Below are 16,858 nucleotides of genomic sequence, written 5' to 3' on the forward strand. Positions count from 1 at the left end.
CGATTAGCGTTTGAACATATTGCCAAGACCACCTAGGCCGCCCATTCCGCCCATCATTCCTTTCATTCCACGCATCATTTTTGCCATACCGCCTTTGCGCATTTTTTTCATCATACGCTGCATTTCGTCAAATTGCTTGAGCAATTTATTCACGTCTTGCACCTGTGTGCCTGAGCCTAAAGCAATGCGGCGGCGGCGTGAACCTTTGATGATCTCAGGTTTGGCGCGCTCTTTTAGGGTCATTGAATTGATAATAGCTTCCATTTTGATGAACATTTTGTCATCAACTTGATTTTTAATGTGATCAGGCAGATTTTTCGCACCCGGTAATTTTTCAAGCATTGTCATCATTCCGCCCATTTTTTTCATTTCAATGAGCTGATCGCGGAAATCTTCCAAGGTGAAGTCATCGCCTTTTTGGAATTTTTTCGCCATTTTTTCCGCTTTTTCTTGATCCACAGAACGTTGTAGATCTTCGATGAGCGAAAGCACGTCTCCCATTCCTAAAATGCGTGAAGCCACACGATCAGGGTGGAAAGGCTCAAGGGCGTCAGTTTTTTCCCCAACCCCTAGGAATTTAATCGGTTTGCCGGTGATTTGGCGAATGGAAAGTGCCGCACCGCCGCGTGCATCACCGTCCACTTTGGTCAGAATCACCCCAGTGAGTGGTAGCGCTTCATTAAAGGCTTTTGCAGTGTTGGCGGCGTCTTGACCCGTCATTGCGTCCACGGTGAAAAGAGTTTCCACAGGATTAAGTGCGGTGTGAATTTTTTGGATTTCTTCCATCATTTCGCCATCAACGTGCAGGCGACCAGCAGTATCCACAATCAACACATCATAGAATTTGAGCTTAGCCTCTGCTAGGGCGGCTTGCACAATCTCTACTGGATTTTGCTGACTGTTAGACGGGAAAAAATCCACTCCAACGGCTTGCGCGAGGGTTTCAAGCTGTTTGATCGCCGCAGGGCGATACACGTCCGCCGACACCACCATCACTTTTTTCTTCTGACGTTCACGCAAGAACTTGGCTAATTTCCCCACACTGGTGGTTTTACCCGCCCCTTGCAAACCCGCCATTAGGATCACCGCTGGCGGCTGAGTGGCAAGATTTAGGCTTTCATTTGCTTCACCCATCGCTTTTTCAAGCTCGGATTGCACTATTTTGAGAAATTCTTGCCCCGGCGTTAAGCTACGATTCACTTCTTCGCCGATAGCACGTTCTTTCACTTTATTGATAAATTCACGCACCACAGGCAGCGCAACGTCTGCTTCAAGCAATGCCATACGCACTTCGCGCAGGGTATCTTTAATATTATCTTCGGTTAAACGCCCTTTCCCTGTTATGTTACGCAGGGTTTTCGAGAGCCGATCAGAAAGGTTTTCAAACATCGTTTTTCCTAAATTTGAGTGGAATGAAATGAAATAAATTGTGCCAATTATACTGAAATCCCACAGATTTTCATCATTTGAAAGAAATTTATAGCGATTTTAGTGCGGCAAGGCTAGAATAAGAATAGTTCTTAATTTGGCATTAAAGCGAATAAATAAGGTGAATAAAAATGTGGTTTGCCGTTGTTTCAATTTTTTTATATTTAATTAGCATTCTTCTCATTACCCCGATGTTGTTGAAAGCCCATTCGGGCGAACAAACCAAAAAACCGAATAAAATATTGTTTTTTTGCACCGCACTTTTGGCGATTATTACCCACGGCATCAGCCTTGCACCGTTGTTTTCCCATTGGGCGAATGAGCAAACTTTCACCTTAATGGACATCAGTTCCTTGCTAAGTGTAATCGTGGCAGCTTTAGCAACTTTTGCCATTGGTTTTCGGGTGAATACGCTATGGTTTTTGTTACCGATTGTCTATTGCCTCGCCATTATCAATTTGATTTTACAAACATTTTTACCTTTTTCTATCGTGCAGCATTTGATCCACAATGTGGGCTTATTCCTGCATATCGGCTTGGCGCTGTTGGCTTATGCTGTCTGTTTTATTGCTACTTTATATGCTGTGCAGTTGTGGTGGATTGACCGTAATCTAAAAAGCAAAAAACTGGCGTTATCGCCAATTATTCCGCCATTAATGACCGTGGAACGCCATTTTTTCCGCTTAATGCTAAGTGGCGAAGTGTTGCTGACCTTAACGCTAATTTCTGGTGCGATTTATTTGCCTGATTTCTTCGGCGTGCAAAATGTACAAAAAGCCATCTTTTCTTTCCTTGCGTGGTTGGTGCTAGGTGTTGCGTTAATCGGGCATTGGAAATGGCATTGGCGTGGAAAAAAGGTGATTATTTATAGCATTTCAGGTATGATTTTGCTTTCGATTGCCTATTTTGGCAGCCGAGTTGCGTTTGGGCTAGGGCTTTAATTTTGCCGCCCAAGAACGATGGTTTTATAAAAGGACTTGATTTTGGATAGTATTCCCCTTAGTACGTTATTTATCACTTTAATTATTTTACTTATTTTATCCGCCTATTTTTCCAGTTCAGAAACAGGCTTGCTTTCCGCCAACCGCTATCGTATGCGCTTTTTAGCCGAAAAAGGGCATAAAGGGGCGAAAAAAGCAGAAAAACTTTTGAAAAAAACAGATATTTTACTTAGCCTGATTCTTATCTGTAATAACCTTGTGAATATTTCCGCCTCTGCCATCGCCACCATTATTGGTATGCGTTTATATGGCGATATGGGCGTGGCGATTGCCACAGGAGCATTAACCTTCGCAATGTTGATCTTTGCGGAAATTTTCCCGAAAACCATTGCCGCACTTTATCCTGAAAAGGTAGCGTTTTTATCAAGCCATATTCTCACCCCATTGCTGAAAATTTTTAGCCCCATTGTGTTCTTAATGAACCTGATTATTCGTGGCTTGATGAAATTATTCCGCGTGAAAAACGAGCAAAAAACCAGTTCTCTAAGCACAGAAGAATTACGCGCCATTGTGAATCAATCGGGGCATTTCATTCCTTCCGCTCACCAAGAAATGTTGCTTTCTATTTTAGATTTAGAAAAAGTTACCGTGGACGACATTATGGTGCCACGCAACGACATTGGCGGGATTGACATTGACGATGATTGGAAAGCCATTATGCGTCAGCTCAACCATTCAGCGCACAGTAAAGTGGTGCTGTACAAAGAGAGTATGGACGAAAATGTGCTAGGCATTTTGCGTGTGCGCGAAGCCTATCGCTTAATGCTAGATAAAAATGAATTCAGCAAAGAAACCTTGATCCGCGCGGTGGACGAAGCCTATTTTATCCCTGAAGGCACGCCACTTAATGCGCAATTATTGAATTTCCGCAACAAAAAAGAGCGTATTGGCTTGGTGGTGGACGAATATGGCGACATCAAAGGCTTGGTCACCTTGGAAGATATTTTGGAAGAAATCGTGGGCGAGTTTACCACCTCAACCGCCCCGTCCATTGATGAAGAAGTTACCCAGCAATCTGACGGCTCAATGATCATTGAAGGCTCTGCCAATATTCGTGATCTGAACAAATTGTTTGACTGGCATTTAGACACAGACGAAGCGCGCACTTTCAACGGATTGATTTTAGAGCATTTGGAAGAAATCCCCGAAGAAGGCACGGAATGTGAAATCAACGGCTTAAAAATCACCATTTTAGAAGTGGCGGATAATATGGTGAAACAAGCAAAAGTAGAAAAAATTTCACCAACAAAACAGCCAGAATAAACGGTTTTTCCTATCATAAAATCGCAAAGACGAAAGGTGGCTTGCCTTTCGTCTTTTTCTTTTGTCTTTCATTTACTTTTCATCTTTAAACGTTATCTAATTTATTTCACAAAGTGCGGTGAAAAATTAAAAAAATTTCACCGCACTTTTTTTATCTTTCTGGAATGATTTTCTTCTTTGTTTCAGGTTAAATTTTCCGCTAGAATGCAATGCAGTTTTATTAGAATATCGAGGTAATATGCGATCGGTTGCAATCGTTGGATTAGGTTGGTTGGGGTTACCCCTTGCGCGCCATTTAAAACATTTAGGCTGGACGGTGAAAGGCACGAAACGCACGCATGATGAAGTGGAGCAAATGCGTTTAATGCGATTTGAAACCTATCATTTGTTGCTAGAGCCTGAAATTAACGCTGATCCTGATGATTTATCCGCGCTGTTGGCGGTGGATAGCCTTGTCATCAACATTCCGCCAAGTCAATATTTTTTCAATGTGCAGGATTATGTGCAGGGCATTGAAAATCTGGTGAATGAAGCCTTAAATCACGGCGTTCAGCATTTTATTTTTATTAGCTCTAGCTCTGTTTTTCCGATGCAAAATGGGCATTTTGATGAAACGCAGATCCCACAGCCAGACAGTGACATCGGGCAGGGCTTGCTGGAAATTGAACAATGGTTGGCGGCATTACCGAATGTGGATTGTGATATTATCCGCTTTGCTGGACTGGTTGGAGCAGATCGTCACCCTGTCTATTCATTGGCAAATAAACAAGCAGTGCAGCAGGGCAACACGCCAGTGAATTTGGTGCATATTGATGATTGCGCACGCGCCATTCAGCTTTTGCTTGAAACGCCAAGCGGACAGCGGTTGTATCATCTTTCTGCGCCCCATCACCCACTGAAAGCACAATATTACGGGCAAATGGCGGAAAAACTGGGGTTAATTGCACCGCACTTTGTATGTTCTTCTGATGATCCTAAGCGGATTATTGAAGGGAATAAAATTTGCCAAGAGCTGGATTTTGTTTATCAATATCCCGATCCCGATTTGATGATCCCAACGCAAGAAAAATCTCTTTAATATCGCATAGACTTTAAAGGCAATTTCATTGATAATAAGCCGATTTAAAATCACGCAAACGATAACTTAAATAAAACCATAAGGTATTACTATGTCAAACACGATTTTACAAAGCCTTCCAGTAGGGCAAAAAGTTGGAATTGCCTTTTCAGGCGGATTAGATACCAGTGCAGCATTGCTTTGGATGCGTCAAAATGGCGCAATTCCTTACGCATATACAGCAAATTTAGGTCAGCCTGATGAAGAAGATTACAATGCGATTCCACGCAAAGCGATGGAATACGGTGCGGAAAACGCACGTTTAATCGACTGCCGTAGCCAGCTTGCACACGAGGGGATTGCTGCAATCCAATGTGGTGCGTTCCATATTTCTACTGGTGGCGCAACCTACTTTAACACCACACCATTAGGCCGCGCGGTAACTGGCACAATGCTGGTTTCTGCAATGAAAGAAGATGATGTAAATATCTGGGGCGATGGTAGTACCTTCAAAGGTAACGATATTGAACGTTTTTATCGCTATGGCTTATTAACCAATCCAAATTTAAAAATTTACAAACCTTGGTTAGATAACCGTTTTATTGAAGAGCTTGGCGGCCGCCACGAAATGTCTGAATTCTTAATCGCGAATGGTTTTGAATACAAAATGTCGGTAGAAAAAGCCTATTCAACAGATTCCAATATGCTTGGCGCAACGCACGAAGCGAAAGATTTAGAATTATTAAGCCGTGGCATTCGCATTGTAAACCCAATTATGGGCGTGCCATTCTGGCGTGAAGACGTAGAAATCAAACCTGAAGAAGTAACCGTACGCTTTGAAGAGGGCGTGCCAGTGGCGTTAAATGGCAAATCATTTAGCGATTTAGTGGAACTCTTCCTCGAAGCCAACCGCATTGGTGGTCGCCACGGCTTGGGAATGTCGGATCAAATCGAAAACCGCATTATCGAAGCGAAATCTCGTGGAATTTATGAAGCGCCAGGAATGGCATTATTACACATTGCTTACGAGCGTTTACTGAGCGCAATCCACAACGAAGACACCATTGAACAATACCGTATTAACGGCTTACGTTTAGGACGCTTATTGTATCAAGGCCGTTGGTTTGATCCGCAAGCGTTAATGTTGCGTGAAACCGCGCAACGCTGGGTTGCCCGTGCGATCACAGGGGAAGTTACCCTTGAGTTACGCCGTGGTAACGATTATTCCATCTTAAACACCTCATCTGCGAACAGCACTTATCATCCAGAGCGTTTGAGTATGGAAAAAATTGAAAATGCGCCATTCGATCCATTAGATCGTATCGGTCAATTAACAATGCGTAACTTAGACATTGTGGATACTCGCGATAAATTAGGGATTTACACCCAAACGGGGTTACTCAGCATTTCAAAAGAATCTTTCTTACCGCAATTAAGCCATAAGAAAGATTAATTAAAATCTTGTGAAAATTTGACCGCACTTTTGCCATCATTTGATGGCATTAAAAGTGCGGTTGTTTTTTTGGAACGTTTTTCACTTTTAGATTTTCCTTGTACAATCCACAAAATCTCAATAGACTACGCCAACTAATCCCTGTTTACCCTTATTTTAATAAAAAGAATTATGCGTGTTTCAGATTTTTATTTTGATTTACCCGATGCGTTGATCGCGCGCTATCCCAAAGCGGATCGCAGCGCCAGCCGTTTATTACAGCTTAACGGTGAAAATGGTGAACTTTTTCACCGCACTTTTGCCGATGTGGTGGATTTGATCAACGAAGGGGATTTATTGATTTTTAATAACACCCGAGTGATCCCCGCGAGAATGTACGGACGCAAAGCCAGCGGCGGTAAGATTGAAGTGTTGGTGGAACGAATTTTGTCGGAAGATCGTTTTCTCGCGCATATTCGTTCTTCCAAAGCGCCGAAAGAAGGGGCGGAGCTGTTTCTCGGCGAAGACAAATTAGGCGAAGGCAAGGGCATTAAAATGATAATGAAAGCCCGCCACGATACCTTATTTGAGCTAGAAATGGCAGAAAAAAGCACCGCACTTTTAGACGTGCTGCAACAAATCGGCCATATGCCACTGCCACCTTATATTGATCGCCCCGATGAAGATGCCGATAAAGAACGCTATCAAACAGTCTATAACAAAGTGCCGGGTGCCGTGGCTGCCCCTACCGCGGGCTTGCATTTTGATAATGAATTATTAGAAAAGCTGAAAGCAAAAGGCGTGAATTTTGCCTTTGTTACTTTGCACGTTGGCGCGGGTACATTCCAGCCTGTGCGGGTAGAAAATATTGAAGATCACAAAATGCACGCAGAATATGTGGAAGTGCCACAGGAAACGGTGGACGCCATTTTGCGCACCAAAGCCAACGGCAAGCGTGTGATTGCAGTGGGAACAACCTCAGTGCGCTCCATTGAAAGTGCGGCGTTATTTAGCCAAGAAAATCAGAGTGAGCAACTACTTGCGCCGTATTTTTCCGATACGTCCATCTTCCTTTACCCAGGCAAAAAATTCCTTGTGGTGGACGCCTTAATCACCAATTTCCATTTGCCAGAAAGCACGCTGATTATGCTGGTTTCTGCCTTTGCAGGATACAAGCACACGATGCAAGCCTATGAAAGTGCGGTGCAAAATGGCTACCGTTTTTTCAGTTATGGCGATGCAATGTTTATTACGAAAAATTCTAATGTAACGGGCTTAGATTAATCGCTAATGCCTATTAATTAACCCTCGAACTGTTTATTCGAAAAGGAAACATAATGACAATGAAATTTAAACTTCATAAAACCGATGGCACGGCACGCCGTGGCACAATGACTTTCCAACGCCCACAAGGGGAATTTGAAGTGCAAACCCCTGCCTTTATGCCAGTCGGCACTTACGGCACGGTAAAAGGAATGACACCAGAAGAAGTGCGTGAAACGGGGGCGGAAATTTTACTCGGCAACACCTTTCACCTTTGGTTACGCCCAGGGCAAGAAATTATGCGTAAACACGGCGATTTACACGATTTTATGAACTGGCATCGCCCAATTTTAACGGATAGTGGTGGCTTCCAAGTGTTCAGCCTAGGTAAATTACGCAAAATTACCGAAGAAGGGGTAAAATTCCAAAATCCAATTAATGGCGAACGGATTTTCCTTTCCCCTGAAAAATCAATGGAAATTCAATATGATCTGGGTTCTGATATCGTGATGATCTTTGATGAATGTACGCCTTATCCTGCCACCTTTGATTATGCGAAAAAATCAATGGAAATGTCGCTCCGTTGGGCAAAACGTAGCCGTGATCGTTTTGATGAACTGGGCAATAAAAATGCTTTGTTTGGCATTGTGCAAGGGGGCGTTTATGAAGAATTGCGTAAAGTTTCCCTTGAGGGCTTGGTGAATATCGGCTTTGACGGCTATGCCGTAGGGGGGCTAGCCGTAGGTGAGCCAAAAGAAGATATGCACCGCATTTTAGAATATGTTTGCCCACAACTGCCAGCGGATAAACCACGTTATTTAATGGGCGTAGGAAAGCCTGAAGATTTGGTGGAAGGCGTGCGTCGTGGGATTGATATGTTCGATTGCGTAATGCCAACGCGTAACGCACGCAACGGACATTTATTCGTCACAGACGGTATTGTGAAAATTCGTAATGCAAAATACCGTGATGACACCAGTCCGCTTGATCCAGAATGTGATTGTTACACCTGTAAAAATTACACCAAAGCCTACCTTTATCATTTAGATAAGTGCGGTGAAATTTTAGGCGCAAGATTAAACACCATTCACAATTTACGTTATTATCAACGCTTAATGGCTCAAATTCGTGAAGCCATTGAGAACGATACCTTTGAACAATTTGTGCAAGATTTCTATGCGCGCATTGGCAAGCCTGTTCCGCCATTGCAAAGTGAAGTGCAACAAAACGCACAAGCTGCTAATCCCCAAGCTGATAATCCACAAGGTGAACAAAATGCTTAATCTTCAACCGCAACAATTTGCCAGCTGGAATGAGCCGATTGAAATGCTTTACGCCTGCCACGGCAAAGTGAAAATGTTCTGCCGTCAGCTGAATATTTTGCCTAGCTATTTGGAAAAAAACGGCAATATTCAAGCGGTGCAAAAAGATGTGCAGCAAATTTTGAATTATTTTAATATTGCCGCACCATTGCACCACGATGATGAAGAAAAGGATTTTTTCCCTGCGTTGCTAAAATACTGCCCTCAAGCCAAAGCTGATGTGGAACGCTTAGAAAGCCAACACGAAACCTTGCATCAAAATTGGGCGGCTTTGTCGGTGCAGTTGAAAGCCTTGCTAAAAGGCGAAATTACACAAATTCCCACACCGCTTATTGCACAATTTATTGCTGGTTATGACAGCCATATTGCCATTGAAGAACCTTTATTTGAACTTGGCAAAATCCATATTCCACAAGAAGAATTAAGTGCTATGGGAAAAGTAATGGCAGCGCGCCGAAAAAATTAAATTAACGCATAAAATAAAACCTGCATTTTGGCAGGTTTTATCTCTTTCTAAGAAAGAGAAAGTGCGGTGCTTTTTGCTCAAATTTTTGTTGCAAAAACCTTGACATAAATCACCGCACTTTTGCAAAAGCGCTTTGTCAATAAAGGGTTTTTGTGCTATTTTAACGTCCTACATTTTCATTAACTAACAAAAAGGATTAAAGATGGAAGCTCAACAAGGTAGCCCAATGTCAATGTTATTTATTTTTGTTCTGTTCGGATTGATTTTCTATTTTATGATTTATCGTCCACAAGCAAAACGCAATAAAGCGCATAAGCAATTAATGGCTGAGTTAGCGAAAGGCACGGAAGTTCTTACTTCAGGTGGTATTATTGGTAAAATCACCAAAATTGGGGCAGAGAGCGATTACGTTGTTCTTGCCTTAAATGACAGCACAGAAATTACCATTAAACGTGATTTCATTGTTTCTGTGTTACCAAAAGGTTCATTAAAAAGCCTTTAATTATTAACTATTTCCGCAAGGGAACTGGAAAGTTATGTTAAATCGTTACCCTTTATGGAAGAATATAATGGTGACCCTTGTGGTCGCCATTGGTGTTTTATATTCTCTCCCAAATCTTTACGGTGAAGATCCTGCCGTTCAAATTTCAGGAACTCGTGGTCAAGAAGCCAACACAACAACGCTTAGCAATGTGCAAACGCTTCTTAACGAAAATCATCTCACTACCAAATCCATTAAATTAGAAAACGGTTCAATTCTTGCTCGTTTTAATAACACTGATGATCAGCTGCTTGCCAAAGATAAAATTAGCGAAAAATTAGGCAATGGCTATTCGGTGGCGCTTAACCTTGCGCCTGCTACGCCAAAATGGCTTTCTGATATTGGTGGTTCACCAATGAAATGGGGCTTGGACTTGCGTGGTGGTGTACGCTTTTTAATGGAAGTGGATATGAATACCGCGCTGGCGAAACGTCAAGAGCAGTTGCAAGACGGTTTATTAGGCGAATTGCGTAAAGCGAAATATCAATATACCAATATTCGCGCAGGGGAAAATCATAGCACTGTGGTTACCCTAAAAAATCCTGATCAGCTTTCAGCTGTTCAGCGCTTATTGCGTCAAGCGCACCCCAATTTAGATATTCGTGAAATTTCTAATAACACGCTTTCTTTAACCTTATCTGATGCTGCGTTAAATGAAGCGCGCGATCACGCCATTGAGCAAAACTTGAGTATTTTACGCCGCCGTGTGGAAGAATTAGGCGTTTCTGAACCTGTGATTCAACGCCAAGGCGCAGAGCGTATTGTGGTGGAATTACCTGGTGTTCAAGATACTGCCCGCGCAAAAGAAATTTTAGGCGCAACAGCCACGCTTGAGTTTCGTTTAGTGAATCAAAACGCCAATGTTGATGCGGCAATGCGTGGAATGGTGCCTTCAGACTCTGAAGTGAAATTTGATCGTAATGGCCGCCCTGTGGTGCTGTACAAACGTGCCGTATTAGGGGGGGAACATATTGTCAATGCGTCATCAGGGGTTGATCAAAATTCAGGTACGCCACAAGTAAGTGTAACCTTGGATAGCGAAGGCGGCGATATGATGTCGCAAACCACTAAAATGAATCTGAAAAAGCCAATGGCAACTTTATATGTTGAATATAAAGACAGTGGCAAAAAAGATGAAAATGGCAAAACCGTTCTCGCTAAACACGAAGAAGTGATCAATATTGCAACCATTCAAGGGCGTTTTGGTAGCCAATTCCAAATCACCGGGATTGATAGCCCAAATGAAGCGCTTAATCTTTCCGTGTTATTACGTTCTGGGGCATTAACCGCGCCAATCCAAATTGTGGAAGAACGTACGGTTGGGCCATCACTCGGTGCGCAAAATGTGGAACAAGGCTTGCAAGCAGGGCTTTGGGGCTTAGCCATTACCGTGGTCTTTATGCTGATTTACTATAAAGTGTTCGGCTTATTTGCAAGTATGGCACTGCTTGCCAATATGGTTTTGCTCGTTGGTTTAATGTCATTAATTCCGGGAGCAACACTCACAATGCCGGGGATTGCGGGGATTATTCTTTCGGTGGGAATGTCTGTGGACGCGAACGTGTTGATTTTTGAGCGGATTAAAGAAGAAATTCGTAACGGACGCACCATTCAACAAGCCATTAATGAAGGCTATAGCGGGGCATTTAGCAGTATTTTTGATGCTAACTTAACCACAATTTTAACTTCTATCGTGCTTTATGCGGTGGGAACAGGGCCAATTAAAGGCTTTGCGATCACCCTTTCATTAGGGGTTGCGATCTCAATGTTTACTGCGATTACAGGAACTCGAATGCTGGTAAATTTACTTTACGGCGGCAAACGCGTTGAGAAATTATCTATTTAAGGTGGTTACGATGAGCTTATTTGCAAAAGATAAAAAAGTGAATGAATATAAAGGGGTAATCTTGCCATTCAAGCTTATCCCATTTATGCGCTACCGCCTTGTGGGTTATATTTTCTCATTAATTGTTACCGCACTTTGTATTACAAGCATTGTAACCAAAGGCTTTAACTGGGGCTTGGATTTCACTGGCGGTACAGTGGTGGATACGCATTTTTCCCAACCCGCTGATTTAGAAAAAATCCGTGCCACCTTAAAAGAAAATGGTATCGAAAGCCCATTAGTGCAAACTACAGGTGGTGTGCGTGATGTAATGATCCGTCTTTCAGCTTCGGCAGGGGGCGCGGATATTGGCACGCAAATCAAAGGAATGCTCAGCAAATTGGATAATGATATCCAAATTCGCAGCGTGGAATTTGTTGGCCCAAATGTGGGTGAAGAACTTACCCAAGGCGCGATTTATGCGACATTAATCACCTTATTAATGTTGCTTGCCTACATTGCATTCCGCTTTGAATGGCGTTTAGCAGCAGGTGGGATTGTTGCTCTTGCGCACGATGTGATTGTAACTCTTGGGATCTTTTCTTATTTCCAAATCGAAATGGATCTCACCTTTGTGGCAGCCATTTTATCGGTGGTGGGATACTCACTGAACGATAGTATCGTAGTATTTGACCGTGTGCGTGAAAACTTCCGTAAAATTCGCCGTATTGACACCGTGGATATTATTGATATTTCACTTACCCAAACCCTATCAAGAACCTTGATGACATCGATCACAACGCTTTTCGTGGTGATCGCGCTGTTTGTGTTTGGTGGGCCTACGATCCATAGTTTCTCATTGGCGCTTTTAATCGGTATCGGCTTTGGTACTTACTCAACCATTTATATTGCTATTAGTATCGCCTATGATCTGGGCTTAAGACGTGAACATATGGTGATTCAAAAAGTGAATAAAGACGATATTGACGAATTGCCGTAAAAACTTCTAAAAATTTCACCGCACTTTTTTAGCCAAGTGCGGTCTAATAATCAGTTAGATTTTAAGCCCGATTTATTCGGGCTTTTGTTTATAAATGTAGTTATGAAATAGCCATTACAACAGCACAAAAGTGCGGTGGTTTTTACCCAATTTTTATCCTATCTAAAAAGTGCCGTAAAAAGGAATATTATGAAATTTACCCAAACCTTGCTTGCCTTAAGTTTATCTTCGCTTTCCCTTTTCGTGTGGGGAAATTCAGCACAGCCAGCTCGTGCAGTGAATTTAGCCGCACAAAATACAGAAATAAAAGCGGCAGAAAATGTAAAGCAAGCGCAAAACGTAACGGAAAAGCAAAATATCACAGAGGGGCAAAATGTAAATAAAGCTAATGCTAGCCCTGAAAATAATGATGCTGCAAAAGCATTGTTAGTAAGCCAACAAAAACTGGCGCGCGAACGAGAAATTTATCGCAAACTGCAACAATATTTAGCCCTTTCCCAAAGTGAAACTACACTAGATATAGCCAAAGGATTATTGGCTCAGCTGCAAGATTATCCGCTCTTACCTTATGCGGAACATCAATTTCTAACCGCGAAAAAAGCCGCCTTGTCTTTTGATGAAGTTATTGATTTTGCGAAGAAATATCCTGATTTTACGCTCAAGAATTTGCCTAATTATTGGCTGCAACAACAATACGATACCCAAAATTGGCGGGGGATTTTAGCCAATGTGAACGATTTACCCAAAGATAACAGCGCCTCTTGCATTGTGATGACAGCACAACAGCAAGAAAAACAATCTTCATCACAAACAGAGCCAGAGGCGACAGCGGACAAAATTATAGAAAAAAACACCGCACTTGCGATAAAAATCAAAGAGTTATGGCTCACAGGAAACAGTTCACCCACGCAATGCCAAGCTATTTTCCAGCAAGCCTACGATCACAGCGTAATTACGGAAGAGTTAATCAAACAGCGCGCCCTGCTTGCCGTAGAAAAAAATAATCGTGCCTTAATTAGCGAATTGGCAGCGCTTACACGAGATGCCGAATTAAAAACTTGGCTGACCAATCTGGCTAACTTATTGAAATCACCGCGTTTATTGCTTTCTCCAAGCAACGCTTTTTATATAGAAAATTTGCCTGCCAATGATGAAAATAAACAGATTTTGCTTGCCGTAATGCCTCGTTTCATCAAAACCATTACGGAAAATCAACTCAATGTCAGCGCCCCTTTTGCCCAATTACAACAATGGGCAGCTCGCTTTAATTTATCGCCTGCGCAAACTCAAGGCTGGCAATCTGCCTTGGTGAGCCAGCTTTTTGATAGCGAAAATCCGTCTATTCAGCAATGGCGTGATGCAACCCTGCAAACCTTAAAGGAAGATAAACAAACTGAACGCCGTATTCGTGTGGCAGTGCGTGAAAAAGCAGAGATTCAACCTTGGTTAAATTTGCTTTCGGAACAGGGTAAACAGAAAGATGAATGGCGATATTGGCAAGGTGAAGTGTTATTCCAGCAAGGAAAAACCGCGCAAGCCACACAGATTTGGCAGCAAATGCAGCAAAATGCACGGGGATTTTACCCAATGCTTGCAGCACAGCGTTTGGGCGTGGATTATCAGCCAACGATGAAAACTTTCTCGTCAAATGAACAAGATTCACAGCGCTATGCTCAGCAATTTGCACGCATTAATGAGTTACAGGCGGTCAATGATCGTGCCAATATTCAGCGTGAATGGCGAGCATTGTTAGATAGTTCAGATTTTGCGGGCAAACTTGCCTTAGCTCAATATGCTGAGCAAAATCAGTGGGCTGATTTACAAGTGGAAGCCACGATTCAAGCGAAAGCGTGGGATTATATTGCCTTACGTTTACCTAACGCTTACCAAACGTGGTTTGATTTGTTCATCAATAATAAAAATAACGCAAAAATCCACCGCACTTTTGCTATGGCAATCGCTCGACAAGAAAGTGCGTGGCGCGCAAATGTAACCTCTTCTGCCAATGCGCGCGGATTGATGCAACTGTTGCCAAGCACGGCGAAGCTCACCGCAGAGCAAGATCAACTCCCTTATAGAAAAGAGAGCCAACTCTTTGATCCGATTGATAATATTATGCTTGGCACAACCCATCTTAATCAGCTTGCAGAAAAATATGGCAATAATCGCATTTTAATTGCTGCAGCTTACAACGCAGGCGCACGGCGTGTTGATAGCTGGCTGGCAAAATCTAATGGCAAGCTCACAATGGCAGAATTTATCGCCACCATTCCTTTTTATGAAACCCGTGGATATGTGCAAAATGTGCTAGCTTACGATTATTATTACCAACTGTTGCAAGGAGAAAAGGCAGAAAAATTTACCCAAGCCGAACAGAATAGATTATACTAGTGAAGTAGTTTAATAGCACAGTGAAACGTTTTAATCCTAGGAGAAAGCTATGTATGTGAGCAAAAATATGGATCAATGGCAGGCATTTATCGAGATTTTACGCACTGCGTTTGCACAAAATAAAGAACAAGAATTACTCACGCTGCTACTTACTGCAGACGAACGAGATGCAGTAGGCCTGCGTTTACAAATTGTAGCGCAGTTATTAGATAAGCGCTGCTCACAACGTGAAATTCAACAAAATCTGAACACCAGCGCGGCAACCATTACAAGGGGATCAAATATGATCAAAACAATGCCACCTGAGTTTATGCAATGGGTAAAAGAACAGCTTGATGGGCAGAAAGAATAAAAAGCCAAAATGGTTGCAGCGCATTAAACAAAGAATCTTGCGTTATTCTTTCTATGCGTTCGCAGCTTTTTTAGGCATAACTTTGCTATTTCGTGTTGTGCCTGTACCATTTTCTTCCTATATGGCACAGCAGAAAGTGAGTCATCTTTTAAACGGTGAAAGTTATCCCATTAAATATCAATGGGTGAGCTTAGATAAAATTTCGTGGCAAATGCAATTAGCCGTTATTGCCGCCGAAGATCAAAAATTTGCTCAGCATCACGGGATTGATTGGGACGCTATCGATAAGGCATTGAAATACAATAAAAAATCGACAAAAGTGCGGGGTGGCTCGACTATCTCACAGCAAACCGTAAAAAATTTATACCTATGGCACGGACAAAGCTGGCTACGCAAAGGCATTGAATTGCCGACCACCTTAATGGTAGAGCTGCTTTGGTCAAAAAAACGGATTTTAGAAGTCTATTTAAACATTGCTGAATTTGGTAATGGCATTTTTGGCGTTGAAGCCGCCAGCCAAGCCTATTTTAAAAAATCGGCGAAACAGCTTAATCAGCAAGAAGCGGCGTTATTGGCAGCGGTGTTGCCTAATCCAATCATATTTAAAGCAAATAAACCCAGCGCGTTTGTGCAGAAAAAACAACGTTGGATTATGCGACAAATGAATGCCTTAGGTAAGGGATATTTAACTCAACTAAACTAGATAGGGGGAATTATGGCGATTTTAATTACAGGCGCATCGGCAGGCTTTGGTAAAGCAATGTGCGAAGTGTTTATTAAATCAGGATATAAGGTGATTGGCGCGGCTCGCCGTTTAGAAAAACTGGAAAAGTTACAAGCAGAGTTAGGCGAAAATTTCTTTCCATTACAAATGGATATGAATAATTTAAGCGAAATTGATTGCGCACTCTCCAAGCTTCCTGAAGCATTCCAACAAATTGATTTGCTCGTGAATAACGCAGGTTTAGCGCTAGGTTTAGAGCCTGCACATCAAGCCAATTTTGATGATTGGCTAACAATGATCAACACCAACATTGTGGGCTTAACCTATCTCACCCGCAAAGTGCTACCGCAAATGGTGGAACGCCAACAAGGGCATATTATCAATTTAGGCTCAATCGCAGGCACATATCCTTACCCAGGCGGCAACGTTTACGGCGCAACCAAGGCGTTTGTGGAACAATTTAGCTTGAATTTACGCGCTGATTTAGCTGGTACGAAGGTGCGCGTAACCAACGTAGAACCGGGGTTATGCGGCGGCACTGAATTTTCTAATGTACGTTTCAAAGGCGATGACAGCAAAGCCGCCAGCGTCTATGCCAACGTACAACCCATTGAGCCAATAGACATCGCCAACACCGTGCTATGGATCTACCAACAACCCGCCCACGTTAATATCAATCGCATTGAAATAATGCCCGTAGCACAAAGTTTCTCAGCGTTGAATGTGGTGAGAGAGTAATTGGTTTAAAAGTGCGGTGGAAATTTTGAGCTTTTTTGAGGAATTGAGATTCTCT

At 42.5% G+C, this 16,858-nt stretch carries 15 protein-coding genes; 14 read left to right on the top strand and 1 reads right to left on the bottom strand.

The window, feature by feature from the left end; all coding sequences use genetic code 11:
• Positions 1-3: 3 nt before the first annotated feature.
• The gene (gene ffh / locus L5B76_RS10285) at positions 4-1,389 is read right to left on the bottom strand and encodes a signal recognition particle protein (RefSeq protein ID WP_194751593.1); all 1,386 of its coding nucleotides are present in this window, start codon (positions 1,387-1,389) and stop codon (positions 4-6) included.
• Between the two features lie 170 nt (positions 1,390-1,559).
• On the opposite strand from ffh, the gene L5B76_RS10290 reads away from it, so the two are divergent.
• From L5B76_RS10290 to L5B76_RS10355, 14 genes are all read left to right on the top strand, one after another.
• Positions 1,560-2,369, top strand: coding sequence for a cytochrome C assembly family protein (locus L5B76_RS10290; protein ID WP_265755348.1), 810 nt, complete (start codon positions 1,560-1,562; stop codon positions 2,367-2,369).
• 42 nt (positions 2,370-2,411) lie between these two features.
• Positions 2,412-3,692 carry an HlyC/CorC family transporter gene (locus L5B76_RS10295; protein WP_265755349.1) on the top strand — a complete coding sequence of 427 codons (1,281 nt, stop codon included), beginning with the start codon at positions 2,412-2,414 and terminating at the stop codon, positions 3,690-3,692.
• 238 nt (positions 3,693-3,930) lie between these two features.
• Positions 3,931-4,770 (top strand): SDR family oxidoreductase, encoded by an 840-nt coding sequence (locus tag L5B76_RS10300; RefSeq protein ID WP_265755350.1) that lies wholly within the window; start codon positions 3,931-3,933, stop codon positions 4,768-4,770.
• A gap of 91 nt (positions 4,771-4,861) precedes the next feature.
• The gene (gene argG, locus L5B76_RS10305) at positions 4,862-6,202 is read left to right on the top strand and encodes an argininosuccinate synthase (RefSeq protein WP_115249357.1); all 1,341 of its coding nucleotides are present in this window, start codon (positions 4,862-4,864) and stop codon (positions 6,200-6,202) included.
• Between the two features lie 171 nt (positions 6,203-6,373).
• Positions 6,374-7,465 carry a tRNA preQ1(34) S-adenosylmethionine ribosyltransferase-isomerase QueA gene (queA, locus tag L5B76_RS10310; protein ID WP_265755351.1) on the top strand — a complete coding sequence of 364 codons (1,092 nt, stop codon included), beginning with the start codon at positions 6,374-6,376 and terminating at the stop codon, positions 7,463-7,465.
• A 59-nt stretch (positions 7,466-7,524) separates the two neighbouring features.
• Positions 7,525-8,727 (top strand): tRNA guanosine(34) transglycosylase Tgt, encoded by a 1,203-nt coding sequence (tgt, locus tag L5B76_RS10315; RefSeq protein WP_265755559.1) that lies wholly within the window; start codon positions 7,525-7,527, stop codon positions 8,725-8,727.
• Positions 8,720-9,232, top strand: a complete 513-nt coding sequence (locus L5B76_RS10320; RefSeq protein ID WP_265755352.1) for a hemerythrin domain-containing protein — start codon at positions 8,720-8,722, stop codon at positions 9,230-9,232. Before tgt ends, L5B76_RS10320 begins: the two co-directional genes overlap by 8 nt.
• A gap of 202 nt (positions 9,233-9,434) precedes the next feature.
• The gene (gene yajC / locus L5B76_RS10325) at positions 9,435-9,734 is read left to right on the top strand and encodes a preprotein translocase subunit YajC (RefSeq protein WP_103852637.1); all 300 of its coding nucleotides are present in this window, start codon (positions 9,435-9,437) and stop codon (positions 9,732-9,734) included.
• Positions 9,735-9,768: 34 nt separating this feature from the next.
• Positions 9,769-11,619, top strand: a complete 1,851-nt coding sequence (secD, locus tag L5B76_RS10330) for a protein translocase subunit SecD (RefSeq protein ID WP_265755353.1) — start codon at positions 9,769-9,771, stop codon at positions 11,617-11,619.
• 10 nt (positions 11,620-11,629) lie between these two features.
• Positions 11,630-12,598, top strand: coding sequence for a protein translocase subunit SecF (gene secF / locus L5B76_RS10335; protein WP_115249361.1), 969 nt, complete (start codon positions 11,630-11,632; stop codon positions 12,596-12,598).
• Between the two features lie 189 nt (positions 12,599-12,787).
• Positions 12,788-14,989: a transglycosylase SLT domain-containing protein gene (locus L5B76_RS10340; protein WP_265755354.1), complete on the top strand. Its 2,202-nt coding sequence runs from the start codon at positions 12,788-12,790 to the stop codon at positions 14,987-14,989.
• A gap of 49 nt (positions 14,990-15,038) precedes the next feature.
• On the top strand, positions 15,039-15,341 hold the full coding sequence (trpR, locus tag L5B76_RS10345; protein WP_103852641.1) for a trp operon repressor: 303 nt from the start codon (positions 15,039-15,041) through the stop codon (positions 15,339-15,341).
• Positions 15,325-16,044 carry a monofunctional biosynthetic peptidoglycan transglycosylase gene (gene mtgA / locus L5B76_RS10350; RefSeq protein WP_103852642.1) on the top strand — a complete coding sequence of 240 codons (720 nt, stop codon included), beginning with the start codon at positions 15,325-15,327 and terminating at the stop codon, positions 16,042-16,044. The genes trpR and mtgA overlap by 17 nt, the downstream gene beginning before the upstream one ends.
• A gap of 9 nt (positions 16,045-16,053) precedes the next feature.
• On the top strand, positions 16,054-16,803 hold the full coding sequence (locus L5B76_RS10355; RefSeq protein ID WP_265755560.1) for an SDR family oxidoreductase: 750 nt from the start codon (positions 16,054-16,056) through the stop codon (positions 16,801-16,803).
• The last annotated feature ends 55 nt before the right edge of the window (positions 16,804-16,858 follow it).

It is taken from the genome of Avibacterium sp. 21-594, assembly GCF_026226815.1.
Lineage (GTDB): Bacteria > Pseudomonadota > Gammaproteobacteria > Enterobacterales > Pasteurellaceae > Avibacterium > Avibacterium avium.

What these genes read in the sequence shown, in the direction of transcription:
- ffh (WP_194751593.1), bottom strand. Translation starts at nt 1,389, where the DNA reads ATGTTTGAAAACCTTTCTGATCGGCTCTCGAAAACCCTGCGTAACATA.
- L5B76_RS10290 (WP_265755348.1), top strand. Translation starts at nt 1,560, where the DNA reads ATGTGGTTTGCCGTTGTTTCAATTTTTTTATATTTAATTAGCATTCTT.
- L5B76_RS10300 (WP_265755350.1), top strand. Translation starts at nt 3,931, where the DNA reads ATGCGATCGGTTGCAATCGTTGGATTAGGTTGGTTGGGGTTACCCCTT.
- argG (WP_115249357.1), top strand. Translation starts at nt 4,862, where the DNA reads ATGTCAAACACGATTTTACAAAGCCTTCCAGTAGGGCAAAAAGTTGGA.
- queA (WP_265755351.1), top strand. Translation starts at nt 6,374, where the DNA reads ATGCGTGTTTCAGATTTTTATTTTGATTTACCCGATGCGTTGATCGCG.
- tgt (WP_265755559.1), top strand. Translation starts at nt 7,525, where the DNA reads ATGAAATTTAAACTTCATAAAACCGATGGCACGGCACGCCGTGGCACA.
- L5B76_RS10320 (WP_265755352.1), top strand. Translation starts at nt 8,720, where the DNA reads ATGCTTAATCTTCAACCGCAACAATTTGCCAGCTGGAATGAGCCGATT.
- yajC (WP_103852637.1), top strand. Translation starts at nt 9,435, where the DNA reads ATGGAAGCTCAACAAGGTAGCCCAATGTCAATGTTATTTATTTTTGTT.
- secD (WP_265755353.1), top strand. Translation starts at nt 9,769, where the DNA reads ATGTTAAATCGTTACCCTTTATGGAAGAATATAATGGTGACCCTTGTG.
- secF (WP_115249361.1), top strand. Translation starts at nt 11,630, where the DNA reads ATGAGCTTATTTGCAAAAGATAAAAAAGTGAATGAATATAAAGGGGTA.
- L5B76_RS10340 (WP_265755354.1), top strand. Translation starts at nt 12,788, where the DNA reads ATGAAATTTACCCAAACCTTGCTTGCCTTAAGTTTATCTTCGCTTTCC.
- trpR (WP_103852641.1), top strand. Translation starts at nt 15,039, where the DNA reads ATGTATGTGAGCAAAAATATGGATCAATGGCAGGCATTTATCGAGATT.
- mtgA (WP_103852642.1), top strand. Translation starts at nt 15,325, where the DNA reads ATGGGCAGAAAGAATAAAAAGCCAAAATGGTTGCAGCGCATTAAACAA.